This is a genomic window from Alteromonas sp. M12, assembly GCF_037478005.1.
Classification (GTDB): domain Bacteria; phylum Pseudomonadota; class Gammaproteobacteria; order Enterobacterales; family Alteromonadaceae; genus Aliiglaciecola; species Aliiglaciecola lipolytica_A.
In genome coordinates this window covers 2,363,650-2,381,366 of the sequence record NZ_CP144164.1, presented here as the reverse complement: position 1 = coordinate 2,381,366, position 17,717 = coordinate 2,363,650, and the positions used below count along the sequence as shown (strand labels likewise).

At 41.1% G+C, this 17,717-nt stretch carries 13 protein-coding genes; 3 read left to right on the top strand and 10 right to left on the bottom strand.

Annotated features, from left to right (window positions below; all coding sequences use genetic code 11):
* Positions 1-167 precede the first annotated feature (167 nt).
* A complete protein-coding gene (locus tag VUI23_RS10150) occupies positions 168-1,406 on the top strand; it encodes a DEAD/DEAH box helicase (RefSeq protein WP_216046514.1) in 1,239 nt (412 codons plus the stop codon).
* Here VUI23_RS10150 and VUI23_RS10145 read toward each other — a convergent pair.
* The 3 genes from VUI23_RS10145 to topA form a co-directional block, all read right to left on the bottom strand.
* A complete protein-coding gene (locus VUI23_RS10145) occupies positions 1,403-1,858 on the bottom strand; it encodes a YaiI/YqxD family protein (protein ID WP_303499858.1) in 456 nt (151 codons plus the stop codon). The genes VUI23_RS10150 and VUI23_RS10145 overlap by 4 nt on opposite strands.
* Before the next feature lie 54 nt (positions 1,859-1,912).
* Positions 1,913-2,476 (bottom strand): DUF2058 domain-containing protein, encoded by a 564-nt coding sequence (locus VUI23_RS10140; protein WP_216046512.1) that lies wholly within the window; start codon positions 2,474-2,476, stop codon positions 1,913-1,915.
* Positions 2,477-2,552: 76 nt separating this feature from the next.
* Complete coding sequence (gene topA / locus VUI23_RS10135) at positions 2,553-5,189, bottom strand: type I DNA topoisomerase (protein ID WP_342808127.1); 2,637 nt, start codon at positions 5,187-5,189, stop codon at positions 2,553-2,555.
* A 334-nt stretch (positions 5,190-5,523) separates the two neighbouring features.
* Between topA and astB the strand changes: the two genes are divergently transcribed.
* Positions 5,524-6,864: an N-succinylarginine dihydrolase gene (astB, locus tag VUI23_RS10130; protein ID WP_342808125.1), complete on the top strand. Its 1,341-nt coding sequence runs from the start codon at positions 5,524-5,526 to the stop codon at positions 6,862-6,864.
* Between the two features lie 62 nt (positions 6,865-6,926).
* Here the strand turns inward: astB and VUI23_RS10125 are convergent, their stop codons facing one another.
* The gene (locus VUI23_RS10125) at positions 6,927-9,101 is read right to left on the bottom strand and encodes an Ig-like domain-containing protein (RefSeq protein ID WP_342808123.1); all 2,175 of its coding nucleotides are present in this window, start codon (positions 9,099-9,101) and stop codon (positions 6,927-6,929) included.
* Positions 9,102-9,223: 122 nt separating this feature from the next.
* Between VUI23_RS10125 and VUI23_RS10120 the strand changes: the two genes are divergently transcribed.
* Positions 9,224-10,585 (top strand): dicarboxylate/amino acid:cation symporter, encoded by a 1,362-nt coding sequence (locus VUI23_RS10120; protein WP_216046508.1) that lies wholly within the window; start codon positions 9,224-9,226, stop codon positions 10,583-10,585.
* Positions 10,586-10,637: 52 nt separating this feature from the next.
* On the opposite strand, the gene VUI23_RS10115 is transcribed toward VUI23_RS10120, so the two are convergent.
* From VUI23_RS10115 to VUI23_RS10090, 6 genes are all read right to left on the bottom strand, one after another.
* The gene (locus VUI23_RS10115; protein ID WP_303499854.1) at positions 10,638-11,879 is read right to left on the bottom strand and encodes a lipoprotein-releasing ABC transporter permease subunit; all 1,242 of its coding nucleotides are present in this window, start codon (positions 11,877-11,879) and stop codon (positions 10,638-10,640) included.
* Positions 11,876-12,565, bottom strand: coding sequence for a lipoprotein-releasing ABC transporter ATP-binding protein LolD (gene lolD, locus VUI23_RS10110; protein ID WP_342808122.1), 690 nt, complete (start codon positions 12,563-12,565; stop codon positions 11,876-11,878). The genes VUI23_RS10115 and lolD overlap by 4 nt, the downstream gene beginning before the upstream one ends.
* 10 nt (positions 12,566-12,575) lie before the next feature.
* Entirely contained in the window at positions 12,576-13,634 is a 1,059-nt protein-coding gene (locus VUI23_RS10105; protein WP_216046505.1) for a CNNM domain-containing protein, read from the bottom strand.
* 5 nt (positions 13,635-13,639) lie between these two features.
* Positions 13,640-15,670, bottom strand: coding sequence for a S9 family peptidase (locus VUI23_RS10100; protein WP_303499997.1), 2,031 nt, complete (start codon positions 15,668-15,670; stop codon positions 13,640-13,642).
* A 189-nt stretch (positions 15,671-15,859) separates the two neighbouring features.
* The gene (locus VUI23_RS10095) at positions 15,860-17,197 is read right to left on the bottom strand and encodes a M14 family zinc carboxypeptidase (protein ID WP_342808121.1); all 1,338 of its coding nucleotides are present in this window, start codon (positions 17,195-17,197) and stop codon (positions 15,860-15,862) included.
* A gap of 126 nt (positions 17,198-17,323) precedes the next feature.
* Positions 17,324-17,632 (bottom strand): DUF1244 domain-containing protein, encoded by a 309-nt coding sequence (locus VUI23_RS10090; protein ID WP_216046502.1) that lies wholly within the window; start codon positions 17,630-17,632, stop codon positions 17,324-17,326.
* Positions 17,633-17,717 lie beyond the last annotated feature (85 nt).

The following is a 17,717-nucleotide window of genomic DNA, read 5'->3' as shown; positions in this document are numbered from 1 at the left end:
CAAAATGCGCTCTTCACTGAGCGCATTTCTTATCTTGTTAGCCAACGTGTTGTCATTTAATTAGCAAATAGCACTTCGGCTCAAATTATTTGTATTTTCTTGCGTTTAATACTTAGATATTAAGCAATGAACATATCACCTGTATTTTACTTAATAGAGAAACTTTAATGAATTTTAATACCCTTGGTTTAGGCCAAAACATTGCCAATGCCCTTATTGAAAAAGGCTACAATGAGCCTACGCCAATTCAAGCACAAGCCATACCTGCAATTTTAGACAATAAAGATGTCATGGCCGCGGCACAAACAGGCACAGGCAAAACAGCCGGCTTTGTACTCCCAATTTTAGAAAAATTAAGCCATCAACCCCGTCCTAAAGCGAATCAAGTAAACGCGTTAGTTTTGACCCCTACACGGGAATTGGCCGCTCAAATTGCGGATAACGTTAAGGCCTATAGCAAAAACTTAAACGTCAGACACACTGTTGTTTTTGGTGGCGTTAGTATTAATCCACAAATGATGGCATTACGTAAGGGTGTAGATATTTTAGTGGCGACACCTGGACGTTTATTAGATTTATATAATCAAAAAGCGGTGAAGTTCGATAATTTACAGATTTTGGTGCTTGATGAAGCTGACAGAATGCTCGATATGGGATTCATTCACGATATTAAACGTGTCATAAAATTGCTGCCACAAAAACGCCAAAACCTTTTATTCTCTGCTACCTTTTCTACCCAAATTCGCGAGTTGGCTAAGAGCATTGTCAATAATCCAGTGCAAATTTCAGTGGCTCCGGCAAATAAAACGGCGGATAAAGTTGAACAATGTATCCACCCTGTTGATAAGAGCAAAAAGTCTGCTTTACTGTCTCACATTATTAAACATCAAAATATGGATCAAGTATTGGTGTTTAGTAGGACTAAACACGGCGCTAATCGCTTAGCTAAGCAATTAACTGCTAAAGGCATCATATCATCAGCGATACATGGCAATAAGAGTCAGGGCGCTCGTACGAAAGCGTTAGCGGAGTTTAAATCGTCAACCATCCAAGTACTTGTCGCTACCGATATAGCAGCTAGAGGTTTAGACATTCACCAACTCCCCTTCGTAATTAACTATGATTTACCCCACGTAGCAGAAGATTATGTGCACAGAATAGGACGCACAGGACGCGCCGGTGCTACTGGGCATGCCATATCGCTAGTTACTGTAGAAGATGTGAAGTTATTAAAAGATATCGAACGTGTAATCGGCGAAAAAATTAATAGAGTTGAAGTCAAAGGCTTTGAGCCAACAGAGAAGTTAACGGAAACGTCTGCCAACCCTCAGCCTAAAAAAGCACCTAGACCTAAAAAACCTCGTAAGCCAAGACCAGCAAGGCAAGCTAGACCCAAAGCAGATTAATTGGGGCGATGGAATTGCGTTAGCATCCGATCTAAGTGATTGGCAAAGTTTTGTCGGTCTGTTTGATTTAGCGCCGGAGGCCCGCCAGTGTTAACACCGCTGGCGCGCATGGTGTCCATAAAGTCACGAATATTTAGTCGGGAACGCACATTTTCCTTGTCCATCAATTCACCTCGAGGACTCAAAGCGTTACACCCCTTTTCAATCACTTCTGCCGCTAAAGGAATATCGCTGGTAATGACTAAATCACCGGCTTCACAACGAGCAACAATCTCATCATCAGCTACATCAAATCCTGAAGAGACTTGCACAGAAGTGATGTTTTTACTTGCTGGTACACGAATAAATTGATTCGCAACCAACGTCATTTCAACGCCAGTTCGTTGCGCTGCTTTAAATAAAATGTCTTTGATAACATTCGGACAGGCATCAGCGTCAACCCAAATTTTCAAATTATCATGCTCCTACAAAATGTTGAAATACAAACTCAGCAAATTATTAGCCGTTTACCACACTAAATCATCAGGGATCTCATAGTCTGCATACCATTCGTCTTCTTCAGCGGTACTGGTAGATTTAGCTTCGGCTTGCTCTGCAGCATCCGCACGATAAACTACCGCGTCTTTGTCACGCAAGGCTATTTTATCTGCAACTGGCATAGGTACAATTTCGTATGCACCATCGAGCACCACTATCGCTAGCTTACCTTGGCTAATTCGATTACGGGTCTGTTGATTCACATACAGACGTTTGATCAAATTATCATGGCTAAAATTACACGGAATATCACCGTTGTCTTTGGGTTGCTTATTCAGCTCTACAAGCTGTTTAATCTGCGCCAATACCGCCTTAGATTCGGCTAAAGCTTTCGCTTCTTGGTTCAGTTTTCGGTCTTTTTCTTGCTTTTCACGAAGCGCTTTTTGAGCCGCAATTTGCGACTCATTTTTATTCACAACTTTATGTTTTTGTTGCTGTTTAACTTGCTTGTGTTTTTCTTTTTTAGCTTGCTTAACTTTGTTTTTATCGGTTAAACCGGCTTTCAATAATTGTTCTTGTAATGACAGTGCCATAATAAAATACTCTTTGAATATTCTAGAAATAAAAACGGCAGTTTTCACTGCCGCTAAAGGTAAATTGTAAACAAGGCTATTTGCCTTTTTTACGCTTATCTTCGACAACCCATTTACCATCTTGATACCAAGCTGACCAACCAGTTGCTTTGCCTTCTGCATTTTCAGACGTTACATATTGTTGTTTAGTTTTACGACTAAATCGAACCATTGTTGGATTGCCATCAGGATCTTTTGCAGGTGCATCAGCCAAATAATAAAACTTGGGTGAAATGCGATCCCTAAACCTGGCTAACTCATGCACCATCGGCGCTCTTGTTTCACGAGATTTGGGGAAATTATGGGCTGCCATAAAAATACCCGCAGCACCATCACGAAGCACAAAATGCGCGTCCGATTTTTCACATTCCAATTCAGGCAAATCAACCGGATCTTCTTTAGGTGGAGCAGCTTCACCATTTCTTAGTAATTTACGGGTGTTTTTACACTCTTCGTTTGTACAACCGAAATATTTACCAAAACGACCATTTTTAAGTTCCATGTTCGAACCACACTTATCACATTCGATAATAGGTCCATCATATCCCTTAATTTTAAAGGTCCCTTTTTCAACATAAGTACCCGGACAGGTCGGTGCATTACCACAAACGTGTAACTTGCGGGTCTCGTCAACCAAATAACTATCCATAGCTGTACCGCAAATATCACATCGACGCTTAGATCTTAATACTTCTGTTTCCAGTTCATCTTCATCATCCACTTTAATGACTTCGTCACCTGGGGTCAGATTTTTAGTACCAGTGCAGCGCTCTTTTGGTGGTAAGTTATATCCTGAACACCCAAGGAACACCCCTGTTGATGCAGTTCTTACATTCATAGGGCGACCGCAAAGATGGCATTCAACATCGGTTTCAATAGCTTGATTAAGGCGCATACCACCTTCTTCAGGCGGTAATTCAGCTTTCAGCAAACGTTGATAGAAGTCTTCATAAAATTCATTTAAGACATCTTTCCAGTCACGAATTCCATTGGCAACATCATCGAGTTGTTGCTCCATGTTGGCAGTGAAATCAAAACTGATTAAATCAGAGAAATTATCCACTAAACGGTCGTTAACGATCTCTCCCATTTTTTCTGCATAGAAACGTTTGTTGTCTAGTTTAACGTAACCACGGTCTTGAATAGTGGAGATAATACTGGCGTAAGTTGATGGACGACCAATTCCTCGTTTTTCCAATTCTTTAACCAATGACGCTTCATTAAACCGTGCAATTGGTTTGGTAAAATGTTGTTTAGGATCCAATGCTTTAAGATCAAGTTTCTGACCTTCTTTTACATCGGGTAAATTAAGATCGTTATCGCCTTTACCTTTAACTTGAGTTTGAACCCGCGTCCAACCATCAAATTTCAATACCCGACCTTTGGCAACTAATTCGTACTCACCGGCCTTCACCTTGATAGTACTAGCATCGTATTTCGCCGGCACCATTTGACATGCCACAAATTGACGCCAAATTAATTCGTACAATCGTTGAGCATCACGCTCTACTTCAGTTAATGACTCAGATTTCACAATCACATTGGAAGGACGTATCGCTTCGTGAGCCTCTTGCGCCCCTTCTTTACTGCCATATGAAATAGGGTTATTGGGTAGATAGTTAGCACCAAATGATTCTTCAATATAACCGCGACAAGCATCCACTGCGTCTTTACTTAAATTGGTCGAATCCGTACGCATATAGGTAATATGCCCAGCTTCATACAGACGCTGTGCCATCATCATGGTTTTCTTAACACCAAAGCCTAAACGAGTACTTGCTGCTTGTTGCAAAGTAGAGGTAATAAAGGGAGCAGACGGTTTACTTTGAGTTGGCTTTGATTCGCGGCTAATGACTTCATAGGAAGCATTTTTTAATGCCTCTAAAGCGGTGTCAGCTTGCGATTTATTGATCGGTTTAAAAGCATTACCTAAGTGTTTAGACACTAACATACGCAAATCGGTTTGCTTGGCATTTAAGTCAGCATGAATATCCCAAAACTCTTCTGGAACAAAGGCTTTAATCTCGCGCTCACGTTCAACCACTAATCGCACAGCAACAGACTGAACGCGGCCAGCAGAAAGTCCACGAGCCACTTTTTTCCACAGCAGTGGTGACACCATGAAACCCACAACACGGTCTAGGAAACGACGTGCTTGTTGCGCATTTACTCGTGCAATATTGAGTTGGCCAGGATCGGCAAAAGCCTCTTGAATGGCGTTTTTAGTAATTTCGTTAAAAACCACTCGTTGATAGGTTTTTCCTTCACTACCTAGCAACTCCTGCAGGTGCCATGCAATGGCTTCCCCTTCTCTATCCAAATCCGTTGCGAGATAAATGGTGTCTGCATCTTTAGCCAGCTTTTTTAATTCATTTACTACTTTTTCTTTGCCCGCGAGAATATCGTAATGGGCTTTCCAATCGTGTTTTGGATCAATTCCCATTCGATCAACCAGCTTTTGGTATTCGAATTCGCGAAGGTAAGTTTCGCGTTTTTTCTCGCTCCACTCTTTTAGCTCTTTAGCTGGTTTTTTAGCCGGAGCTTGACCTAATGCCTTTGTTGGTAAATCTCTAACGTGTCCAACACTAGATTTAACAATAAAATTTTTGCCGAGATATTTATTTATTGTTTTCGCCTTAGCTGGCGACTCGACAATAACCAATGATTTTGCCATAAATTATTCATTAACCTTTGTTTTATATGGGTTTTACGCCATTTTTAGGGAGTTTCGTTAAACTTCCTGTCGCATTTTGCTTTTTTAACATATATCGGCAAAGTGAATAGAAAACAAGTTCTTCTTAATACTTATCTACTTTTTGAACTTTTAGCTGCACCAAATATGCTCAGAATTTATACAGGCGCATTGGCAAGTACATTAAAAGACGTATAATCGCCACCAATAGTAAACAGAGCAAGCCCATTTCGCCTAGTTTTTTATAAATTTATTAACGAAGACGAACGAATAGTGGGCAAGCTTGAGTGCATTTTTATTGCAATGAGGTGAGCGAGTGAAACAAGTTGAAGTCAATTTTGATGGTTTAGTGGGTCCAACCCACAATTATGCAGGTCTTTCGATTGGTAATGTTGCATCCCTAAGTAATGCAAAAGCGTTTAGTAGTCCTAAACAAGCAGCATTACAAGGATTACAAAAAATGAAAGCCTTGCATGATATGGGTATGGTGCAAGGAATATTAGCCCCACAAGCAAGACCTGATATTGATACTCTCAGACGTCTAGGCTTTACAGGCAACGATTCAAGTGTGCTTGAGCAAGCCTCAAAACGTGCTCCTGAGGTTTTCAGGGCTTGTTGCTCCGCTAGTAGCATGTGGACCGCCAATGCCGCTACCGTGTCTCCTAGTGCCGATACGAGTGATGGCAAAATTCACTTTACCCCAGCAAATTTGACCAACAAGTTTCATCGCTCTTTGGAACCTGAAGTCACTGGCAGAATATTGCAAGCAACCTTTTCCAATGACAAATACTTCCAGCATCACACCCACTTGCCAGACAATGAACACTTTGGCGATGAAGGCGCAGCCAACCACACCCGGCTTTGCACCGATTATGGTCATGCTGGTGTTGAGATGTTCGTATACGGTCGGTATGCATTTGACAGCAGCAAGCCCGCACCTAAGATATTTCCAGCTAGACAAACCTTAGAGGCCAGTCAAGCGGTAGCCCGTTTGCATGGTTTGAGTGATGACACTACCGTGTTTGTACAACAAAACCCTGACCTGATTGATCAAGGTGTATTTCACAATGATGTGATTTCAGTGGGTAATCAAAATGTACTGTTTTATCATCAACAGGCGTTTCTTGACACGCAAAATGTGTTAGATGAAATTCAACGCAAATTTGGTGACCAAAAATTGCATTTCATCCAAGTGGATACCAAAACGGTCCCCGTTCAAGATGCCATAAAAACCTATTTATTTAACACCCAAATCATTACTCTGGCAAACGGTGAAATGGCCATCATCGCCCCTACTGAGTGTCAAGAAAATTCCACGGTTGCTAATTATTTAGAGGAGTTGATAACCCTAAATACGCCGATTAAAAAAGTGCACTATTTTGACGTAAAACAAAGTATGCGAAATGGCGGTGGTCCAGCTTGTTTAAGACTAAGAGTAGCAATGACGGGTTCTGAGCTAGAAGCAGTTAATCAACACACTTTGATGTCAGACGCAGTTTTTACACGTCTAAACAAATGGGTTAATAAACACTACCGCGATCAATTAAGTGTTGACGATTTGCGTGATGCGGCTTTACTCGATGAAACCCGCAGTGCTTTAGATGAATTGACCCAAATTTTGAACTTAGGATCGATTTATCCGTTTCAACGACAGTAAATAACCACAATTTAGACATAAAAAAACCTCGTAATTACGAGGTTTTTTTTATGCTTCAGAGGTTAAAGAGCGTCATCACATGAAGAACCGGTTCCAAACGGACTGCTAGGCGGTGGTGAAGCTTCATCATCCAAATCGTCAGCGGCAACTGAAAAAGTGAAATATTGACTTTCAATAGCTTCACTGCCAGAAGATTGGCCAAATACTGCGACTTCAACATCTGCCCAACCGCCATAAGCCCTTGGGTAACGAACTTCTAATTTTGCTTGACCGTTTGAATCAGTTTCATTGTTACCATCGGTAAAACCAATAGTCCCAACAATACCTGGAGTTAATTCTTCATCTCCATTGGTATCTTCACCACTGTCAAGAATCCCATTGCCATTGATATCTTCGTTGGCGCAAGTTGCAGTTACATTCATCACCCACACATCAGTACCGTAAACCCAAAACCCTTTTCGATAAACGCCATCTTCTGTGAATTTAACCGGTGTTAAAGATGCGGTTAAAGAAACATTTTCCACGGCTCGACCAACAGAGTCACTGACAAACACAGAAAACTCTTTTAAATAACTTGAATCATCTGGCGATACCAATAAGTTCCCTGTTCCTAATGAAATATCAAAGGCTCTATCACCCACAGTTAGGGTGGTAAAATCAGTCACAGATTCATCATCAGCAACGTCTGCATAAACAATGACTGCATCTTCACTGCTCACCGCATTAGAAGTATAAACAGTGGAAGCGATTCCGTTACTGTCGGTTGTTGCCGAGTTTGGCGACACAAAACCACCACTGACATCGTCCACTCTGAAGTTTATGACCTTGCCTTTAACAAGATTTCCGGTGATATCACGTACGACAGCGGTAATGGTGGATGTTTGTCCATCTGGTCCGATTAAATCAGGTGAAGCATCAACAATGATAGTCGCCGGCTCAGTAGCAATAAATTCAAATTGCGTTCTGGCACTCACGGTATCCTCGTTTCCATCAGTCCCTAGCGCCGTAATAGAAGCTAATCCAGCATTGCTTGAATGTATCTCAAAAGAAGCAACCCCGTTGCTATCGGTTATCGCTGAAGAAGAAACAAATTCTCCACGCGAAGAACTCAAAGTGACTTCACCACCAACATATGCAATATTGTCTTTTAACCAAGTAACTTCCAACGTTGAGTTGGTATTAAGTGGAACATCTTCGGTTGGCACTGTGGTGAAGCTAAAGCTATCTTCTTGCACAGTAAAGGTTAAACTTCCTTCGGCATTTAACGCACTGGCGGTAATTTCATTTTCACCAGAAGTGGTGGCCACATATTGAATACTTACTTGCCCTTCTGTGTCAGTTGTTGCTGAGGTTGCGATATCCCCTTGTGACGCACTTAGTTGAACACTTTGATTCGCCACCCCGTTGCCATCGGAATCAGCCACTTTAATAGTGACATCTATGGTATCGCCTAGCACCACTGAAATAGGGCCGTCTACATTCACTTCGGTGCCGACAACCTCAATATCGACTGTTTGATTAAAGGTACCCGAAGAAACAGTCGCGGTAATCGTTCTGTTTTCTGGATTATTGCGGCTAGTCAGCGTTGCTCTGGCGGTGCCATCTTCTGTTGAGGTGCCTTGTACAATTTGCAATTCCGCACCATTGTTAGCAGAAAAAGAAACATCTACACCGGATAACAAAATATTTTGTGCATTTTTCACTACGGCAATTAGTTCTATTTCATCAGAACCACTGGATGCCAGTTGAATTGAGCTAGCGTATAACTCAAGAGAAGCCGGTGTCACACCTGATTGCGAAGTACCAGAAGAACTAAAGCCCACTTGCCCTTCTGTCCCGTCTGAAAGCGCGCCAGTAACCAAACCATCACCAGAGCTTGCACCAACCAGCAAACCTATAGTGGCAACACCGTCAGCATTGGTCAACGCAGTGCCCGTATCGTTATCAAAGGTCGCTAGGCCGTCTTGGCTAAAGGTGAATGTCACTAATTGATCTTCTACACTACCACCGGAACTAGTTACTGTCGCAGTCACTATTAATGGTGAAGTGGAAGTCAGTTCGTTCACTGTATTTCCATTTTGATCAGCAATAGTTAATGTAACATCGTAAGTTACTGTAGTGTCGGTTCCGCCAGTGCTTGTACCAGAAGAATCACGCTCTACTGAGCCTCCTCCGCCACATGCTGACAGAGTAAAAATCAATAGAGCTGCGAACAACATCTTCAAACGTGAAGTCATGCAATTTTTCCCACAAATAATGTTTTTCAATTCAAGTACCTGTTCTAAGTCATTTTATAGTTTTGCTGAAGACCTAAACTTGCTACGCTATCCAAAAATCAATAATAACTTTAGGACAAAAAATGCAGCAATCTCCAAAAAAACTTGGTCTCACCGCTAAAATCTTTATCGGCATGATTGCCGGGATAATTACCGGTGTTATTTTAAAATGGTCATTTGATGATAGCGGAGATTTAGCATTTAGTGTATTCGGGTTAACAGTTTCTACGTATGACGTTTTAGTCAATGGTATATTTAATGTAGTTGGCCAGATTTTTATTAACAGTTTAAAAATGCTAATCGTCCCCTTAGTCTTTGTATCTTTAGTCTGTGGGGTTTCTAACTTATCTGAACCAAGCAAGTTAGGACGTCTGGGCGGTAAATCTATTTTGCTGTACATCGGCACCACAGCGGTTGCTATTACCATCGCGATGGTTGCAGCGCTCATTGTTCAACCCGGTGCAGGTGTGCCTATTCCTACTGATGCGGTATTCGCAGCAAAAGAGCCGCCCTCTTTGGCTATGGTGATTATCGATATCTTCCCATCGAATCCTTTTCAAGCATTTACTGAAGGTAAAATGTTGCAAGTCATAACCTTTGCGGTTTTATTTGGCTTAGCCATGGCCATGGTAGGCGATGCTGGTAAACGAGTAGCAGCATTATTTGAAGATTTAAATGCTGTAATTATGAAGCTAGTTACCATATTGATGAACTTAGCCCCCTATGGTGTGTTTGCGCTTTTGGCAAAACTATTCACAACCATCGATGAAGGACGAATTGCTTCTTTGGCCATCTACTTTGTATTGGTATTTGCAGTATTGATATTTCATAGTCTGGTTAACTATTCAATTATTCTTAAACTGTTGACCGGACTGAATCCCAAGTTCTTATTCTTAAAAATGCGTGAAGCCATATTATTTGCTTTCAGTACTGCAAGCAGCAGCGCAACTTTGCCCGTTACCATGGAAACAGCAACTAAAAAATTAGGGGTGAGTAAATCAGTTGCATCTTTTGTAGTTCCGTTAGGTTCAACTATCAACATGGATGGGACCGCAATCATGCAAGGGGTAGCAACCGTATTCATTGCACAGGTTTATGGTATCGACCTTTCAACTGCTGATATGTTAATGGTGGTATTAACCGCTACGCTAGCCTCCGTTGGCACAGCTGGCGTGCCTGGTGTTGGCACATTAATGTTATCTATGGTGCTAGTACAAGTTGGCTTACCTGTTGAAGGCGTAGCCTTGATACTCGGTGTAGACCGCTTGTTGGACATGACGAGAACGGCAGTCAACATCACTGGAGATTGTATGGTTTCTTGTGTTGTCGCGAAGAGCGAAAATGAACTAGACGAAGCTATGTATTACGATATGGATGCAGGTGTAGATTTTGAAAATGTGGACCTCCATGATTTTAAATCCACCGCACCAGAGTCGAAGGATTAATATTCCAGATGAAAAAACACTAAGCAGCAATGTATTCTACTTGAATAACTGCTTAGTGTTGCCCTAGTGCCTCTGCAGGATTTATTTTGGTTGCTTTGAAGGCCGGATAAATAGTTGCCAACAAACTCAAACAAATAGCGATTAACGCGGTAAAAAAGACTTCACTCCAGCGCAACTGTGAAGGTAAAAAATCGATAAAATAAACATCCCCTGAAAGAAATTTAACGCCACTGACGTTTTCAATAAAAATCGCTATCGGGGTTAAGTATTCTGCCAATAACACGCCACATATCACCCCAACCAAAGTTCCAATGATACCGTTTACCGCACCTTGCAATACAAAAACTTGAATAATTAATTTATCCCTTGCGCCCATCGTTTTGAGCATAGCTATCTCCGCTCGCTTTTCACTAACAGCCATAACCAAGGTTGAAATAATATTAAAGCATGCGACACCAATGACTAAAGTGAGCGCCACATAGACGACCGCTCTAACCAATTGAATATCTTGATACAAATGTCCTTGAGTTCGCATCCAATCAGACATAAACACGTGCTGTGTGAATGAAAAACCAAACTCCCGTATGGCACTATTGGCGATGAAAGGATCATCGAAACGAAAACGTAATCCTTGCGCCCCAGTAACAGTGCCGAGAGTATCTGCCGCTAACTTTATGTGCATAAAACCTATTTGGGAGTCTAACTCGCCACCAATGGCAATTTCTCCAGCCACATTCAACCACACTGTTTTCGGAGCTGAAAACGACAAGTCATCGGAAATTTGCGGTAGCACCAATTGCACTTTGTCACCCACATTCACTGCAAGTTGTTGCATAATTGAGCGCCCTAATAACACACTGTTAGGGTCGGCTTTAAAATTTGCCCAATGATTTTTGCCCACTTGCTGTACTAGTCTGTTGTTTTGCGCGTAATGCAAATCAATCCCTACCAACTCAGGCACCGCTTTCATTTTATTGCCTTTTTGCAATAAGCCTGAGGCCTTAATATAAGGTTCAATCGAGGTTATTCTTGGATCGGAAGACAAGCGGTTGAGTTGTTCTTGCCATTTTTCCAGACCAGTGCCTTCATATGCATATATCTCACCGTGAGGGATATAGCTTAAAAGTTGATTTTTCAGCTCTCGTTCAAAGCCATTCATCACCGATAGCAACAATATCAGCACCATACACCCTAAAGCGATACCCAAGGTAGATGATGCGGAAATGAATGAAATAAAACCATTTTGGCGTTTACCTGAACGGAATCGCCAAGCTAATTGTGCCACTAAACTCATACAGCAGCGCCCTGCTCTACGAGTTTTCCATCAGTAATATTGAGGGTCCTATCTAATTTAGAGGCCAACTCGGTATCATGGGTTACCACTATAAAGCTGGTCGCTATTTGCTCGCGCAATTCGTTTAGTAAATGATAGATACTTTGCCCTGTTTTGTGATCCAAATTACCTGTAGGCTCATCCGCTAAAACGAGATCTGGCTGAGTTACAAGCGCCCGCGCAATGGCAGAACGCTGTCGTTCTCCGCCAGACATTTGTGACGGTTTATGGTCTAGTCTGTGGCCTAACCCTACCCGTTTTAGAATATCTTCTGCCTTGTGCTTAGCTAGGTCACTCTTGGTTTTACCAATTAGTAGCGGCATAGCCACATTTTCTAGTGCTGTAAATTCGGGGAGTAAATGGTGAAATTGATATACAAAGCCTAAGCATTTATTGCGAAAATCAGCTTGCTGTTTTTCATTAAATTTAAAGATGTCTTGCCCTTTAAACAAAACGTTACCTGAAGATGGCGTATCCAAAGCACCCAAAATATGCAATAAGGTGCTCTTCCCCGACCCTGAGCTGCCAAGTATGGCTACTTGCTCTGCTTTACCCACCTGAAAATTAACCTTATCTAAGACTTGCACTGAAGAGTCATTTTCTTGATAGGTCTTACTGACATTTTTACAGATTAACAACTGTGACATATTCTCTACTTTATTTTTGTTCTTGCTGTTGGTTAAACAATTCCCGTTCACGCCGTTTCCACATGAGCCTTGCAACTTTTTTCATACTAACGTGCTTATCTTTCTCATCGACAATTTCGAAACCTAAAAGACTCTCAAGCAAATCTTCTAAGGTCAAAATACCATCCATACCACCATACTCATCAACCACTAATAGTATGTGCGAACGTGATTGCAGGAAATGTGGGAAGGTTTCCGCAAGATTTGTGCTACTCAGCAGAGCAACCATGTCTTTGCGATATTCTGAAAGCAATTTAGACCCATTGCCCCGCGCTTGCGCTAATATCAAATCTGATTTGAGCACGAAGCCACTGATTTTTTCAGGCTCTTCGTCTTCATACACAGGAATTCTCGAATACACTTCAGTTGCATGTTTATGATAGAAGGTTTCAACAGTCATATTTTCAGACACTTTAAATACCACAGTCCTGTGGGTCATCGCATCCCGGACTTTTAAGTCATCTAAACTCAGTAAACTCTGCAGTATATTGGCTTCTTGGTGATCCAATAGTCCTTCGTGTTTAGATAATTCGGTCATTGCGTGGAGTTCTCCACGACTCAGTCCTTTCAAAGGACTTTCTTCGGTGAAGCGACTGGTTAACGCATTCGCCATTTTTACAAAGGGGTACAAAATCCAAACCAGATATTTCAGAAAATAAGCTGTAATTGGCGCAAGTTGACGCCAATAAGTCGCTCCTAAAGTCTTAGGAATGATTTCTGAGAACACTAATATCAACAAGGTTAATATTGCCGACGCCGCACCTAGGTACGCATCGCCAAAAACCACTGCGGCTTGGGCTCCGGCTCCAGCGGCCCCCATAGTATGGGCAATGGTATTGAGAGTTAATATCGCCGCTAGCGGTTTATTAATATCGGCGGTTAAATCATGTAAAATCTTCCCTGATTTTTCGCCTTTATTCATGGATACAGATATGTATGCTGAAGAGATACTTAAAATCACCGCTTCAGCTACCGAGCATAAAAAGGAAAATCCCAGTGCAACAACTACGTATATTATTAGTAGCACCATAAAAATTAACTATCGCCCTCTTTTTTCGGTTTATGTTGCTCAAACCACCACAAAATGTATTCTACCTTAGCCATCAAATTACTCGGTTTACGGTAAATACTATGGGAGGCATTTGGAATTCGAACCATCGCACTTTCCACACCTTGAATTTTTAGTGCCTGATAAAACTGCTCTGATTCAGATATGGGGGTTCTATGATCCGACTCGCCAGTTAATAACATAGTTGGTGTAGTCACATTGCCAACATAACTGATAGGTGAATATTTCATGTATTCGTTTAGATTATCCCAAGGTTTTCCACTAAACCAATATTGATAAAAGAATGGATAGAAATCAGCAGTTAACACAAAGCTGTACCAATTAATCACGGGCTTAGCTACTACCGCGGCAGCAAAACGTTGAGTGTGTCCAATTGACCATGCTGTCAGAGTGCCACCACCAGAACCACCGGTAATAAATAGCTGCTCAGTATCGATAAAGCCTTTTTCAATCAGGCTATCAACTCCAGACATCAAATCATCGTAATCTTGACTCGGATAATTTTTATCTATGCTATGAGCAAATTCTTTTCCGTAACTAGAACTACCACGAGGATTGAGATACAAAACAACGTTTCCTGCCGCGGCAAACAATTGTATTTCCATTGAAAAATGCGGTCCATAAGCAGTCACAGGACCACCATGGATCTCCAAGATTAATGGGTATTTTTTGCTCTTATCGAAACCAGGAGGATAAGCTATCCAACCTTGAATATCTTGATCATCTGCACTCGATTTAAACCAAATCTCTTCAATCTGGGCCAAGGTTTTATGGCCTAACGCATCATCATTGAGGTGGGTTAATTGTTTGGTTTGTTTATTATCTACAATGCCTACATCAGCAGGCCGCAAAGGATTGGAGTATGAAATCGCTACTTTGCCATTTTCACTAACTGCAAACTCTGCACCTGTGTAAGGTCGGCCATACGATTGGCCTCCTAATTTATCAGACAAAATGCTACGTTTATCTGCAGATTTTAGGGATTGCATGGCTAAAATTGTTTTGCCTTTGTCATCATATTGGATATACAGATTTCGACTTTTCTGATCCCAGGCGATAGCGTCTATACTGCGATCCAGTCCTTCTGATTGGAAAATAGTTTCACCATCTGAAAGTTGTTTAACATACACTTTAGCATTGTCATAATTTTTACGTTGGTCATCAAAACCAATATATGCAATGTATTTCCCATTCGGTGACACCTTAGGACTAGTGTCAGGACCATCACGATCAGTCACCTGCTTTATCGAACTATCGGTAATTGATAAAGCATAAATTTCACTATTTAGTGGCTCAAATTCGCGATTCTCTGAGCGATTGGCGGAAAAATATATGAATTGACTATCTTTACTCCAGCTTAAGTCACCACCATTATCAAACTCATCATTGGTTAACTGTCTGGGCGTACCACCGTCGGCGGATAAGATAAATAATTCGGTTGTCCCCGGAACGCTGTAGCCCCCACCATCAAATCGGTAATAAACATCATCAATATAAATGGCCTGCTCTGCCCATTTTGCCCCAGGTGGTTTACCAGAAAGGCTAACCGGTGATTTAGGTTTGCCATTTACGAACATACTAAAGGCGATGTATTTTCCGTCAGGAGACCAACTCAAACCGCTAGGAGAAGAAACCAAATTAGTCAGTTTTGCTGTTTTACCGCTTTCTAACCAAGTCACATAAATCTGAGGTTTACCAGTTTGAGTCGAGATATACGCGAGTTTACTGCCATCGGCCGATAAAACCGGGTTGAAATCTAACTGTTCGCCAGTAGTGACCGGAAGCATAACGCCAGTTTTAGTATCTACAGACCAAATATTGCCAAGCTTCCTGTCGCTTTGAATATCCATAAAATGACGGACAAAATATACTGTTTTGCCATCTTGGCTTATGCTTAAGTCTGCCGCATACTCAATATCAAATATATCCTGAGACTTGAGCACCTCTATCTCGGTTTTCGCATTAATTGTTGGAGAGATTAACCCACCAATCAACATAAAAGTGACTATAACTTTTTTCATTTTTATCCCTAACCTTTTTGGGCGAACAAATAGCTTATCGCATTTTCTAAAAAATGCCTTGTAAATACGACATTTAGCTTAAGAAATTTTAACGGTAATGAACGGTAATCAAGACGTTTCTATAGGATTTGCTTAATTATGTATTGATAAGATGAATTCCGACATCTACTCCAAAACGATCAATTTCCCTTCTAATAACGCAGCTTTGACTTGGTCATTAAATAACATTAACCAAGTTGGAGGCATGTTTTTACGCCAAAACCCAGCAGGTTCCGACTCCCCAGGTACTTTAATAATCGGCCAGTCAGTTAATTGATTAATTAAAGATATATCACCACTGAACCGACAAAATCCATTACGTAACAACGATATATATTTATCTTTGTTTAAATCAATAGGTTGGTTTACTTCAAAAGTATTGCCAGGTGCATAGCTAAAGTTATGGGCATTTAATACTTCATAAGCACCTAATTGTTGTAAGTCACCTAATTCACTAATAAGTGCTAGCTTTTGGTGCTGCTGTTTAATCGCCACATCGACACTGAAACTGGCATTTACGGTATCGACGTTCAAGCCCCGTATGATTAGATCGCTCAACCCGTTTTCAATATTAAATGGTAAAGAATTGTAATCGAACTCTAGCACTTTGTTGTATGACTGCTCGGCAATATGATGAATACTATGCAATAAACATAAAAAATTTAAGCGTCTAGCATTTTGTCTATTTGAATCGTTAAAAGTTGCCCCAGATTCGATTAACACACAAGCAATTCCTTGGCTGCAAGCGAGATCACCAAAAGCCCGCTGTGAATAACTATCTTGATACTTTGCAACCTTTGCAAATAATTCATCAGACATATCTGAAAGCATCGCAGCGATTAATTTCATGGCATTACACCTATGTTCAGGGATACTTTCCTGAGCGTCGCCTGCGGGCGCGAGAAACGCCATTTCTACCGGCTTCAAAGTGTCCTCAATACGATAATATTTCGACTGATCGTGGAGGTTGAAAGCAAAAAGTGGCTTAATATTGTCGAACAATGATTTTAATACTTTACCTTCGGGGGTTTGTAACGCTGCAGCATCTCGGTTTATGTCGATGCCTTGTGCATTTTCTCTAGTTTGCTGCTGTGCACCATCTGGATTCAACATTGGCACTATATGCAAGGTAACTTTGTCTAGAATCTCGTTCAACCAAGGACGTATTTTGTTTTGCTGGAAAAACTGAATTAAATCCAACAAAGCCGCGGTTGCCGTTGGCTCATCACCGTGCATTTGTGACCAAAATAAAATCGCTATGTTGCCTTTGCCAACAGTAACCATTTGTATGGGTTGACCTAAATATGAATGCCCCACAACTTGCTTGCTCATAAAATCAGTATCAACAAAAAAGGGGTCGGCAAGGTGTTCCAATACATCTTGGGGAAATACGTGGGGTTTGTCTAATTGAGCAATTCTGGCGCTGCTATAAAGCTGTTCTAATACGTTATTCTCGGGGAACATGCTTACTCCGAACTGTCGTTACTTGTTATGTCTATGTATAGATTAGAACGGTTGACTAGATAATTTAAATAACTTTAGTTGCTAATAAGCATATTCGCAATTAACTAAGTTACCGTCATCAGTAACTTAGTTACAGCCGCCTTTTTGTGCTTGTCTGGCATCAAAAGCCGCTAATTGTTCTGGCGTTGCTTTGGCTTGGTATTTTTCCTTCCACTGTGCGTAAGGAATACCGTATATTTTTTCACGGGCTTGTTCGTAATCGATCTCTATCCCTTTTTCTTGTGCTGCAGCCTTGTACCATTTGCCCAAACAATTACGGCAAAAGTCCGCCAAAATCATCAGATCGATGTTTTGTACATCTTTATTATCATCTAAATGTTTCAACAAACGTCTAAAAGTAGCCGCTTGTATTTCAATTTCTGTTTGTTTATCCATTATAAATCCTGCGATTGATAATCAATTTAGTAAAAATCAAAAAAGGAGCTTAGCGCTCCTTTTTTATGTCATATAAATTTGAAGA

Coding starts and splice junctions, on each gene's coding strand:
- VUI23_RS10090 (WP_216046502.1), bottom strand. CDS start 17,632: ATGGATAAACAAACAGAAATTGAAATACAAGCGGCTACTTTTAGACGT.
- VUI23_RS10140 (WP_216046512.1), bottom strand. CDS start 2,476: ATGGCACTGTCATTACAAGAACAATTATTGAAAGCCGGTTTAACCGAT.
- VUI23_RS10105 (WP_216046505.1), bottom strand. CDS start 13,634: ATGGTGCTACTAATAATATACGTAGTTGTTGCACTGGGATTTTCCTTT.
- VUI23_RS10115 (WP_303499854.1), bottom strand. CDS start 11,879: ATGAGTTTAGTGGCACAATTAGCTTGGCGATTCCGTTCAGGTAAACGC.
- VUI23_RS10150 (WP_216046514.1), top strand. CDS start 168: ATGAATTTTAATACCCTTGGTTTAGGCCAAAACATTGCCAATGCCCTT.
- VUI23_RS10100 (WP_303499997.1), bottom strand. CDS start 15,670: ATGTTGATTGGTGGGTTAATCTCTCCAACAATTAATGCGAAAACCGAG.
- VUI23_RS10125 (WP_342808123.1), bottom strand. CDS start 9,101: ATGACTTCACGTTTGAAGATGTTGTTCGCAGCTCTATTGATTTTTACT.
- VUI23_RS10120 (WP_216046508.1), top strand. CDS start 9,224: ATGCAGCAATCTCCAAAAAAACTTGGTCTCACCGCTAAAATCTTTATC.
- topA (WP_342808127.1), bottom strand. CDS start 5,189: ATGGCAAAATCATTGGTTATTGTCGAGTCGCCAGCTAAGGCGAAAACA.
- VUI23_RS10095 (WP_342808121.1), bottom strand. CDS start 17,197: ATGTTCCCCGAGAATAACGTATTAGAACAGCTTTATAGCAGCGCCAGA.
- lolD (WP_342808122.1), bottom strand. CDS start 12,565: ATGTCACAGTTGTTAATCTGTAAAAATGTCAGTAAGACCTATCAAGAA.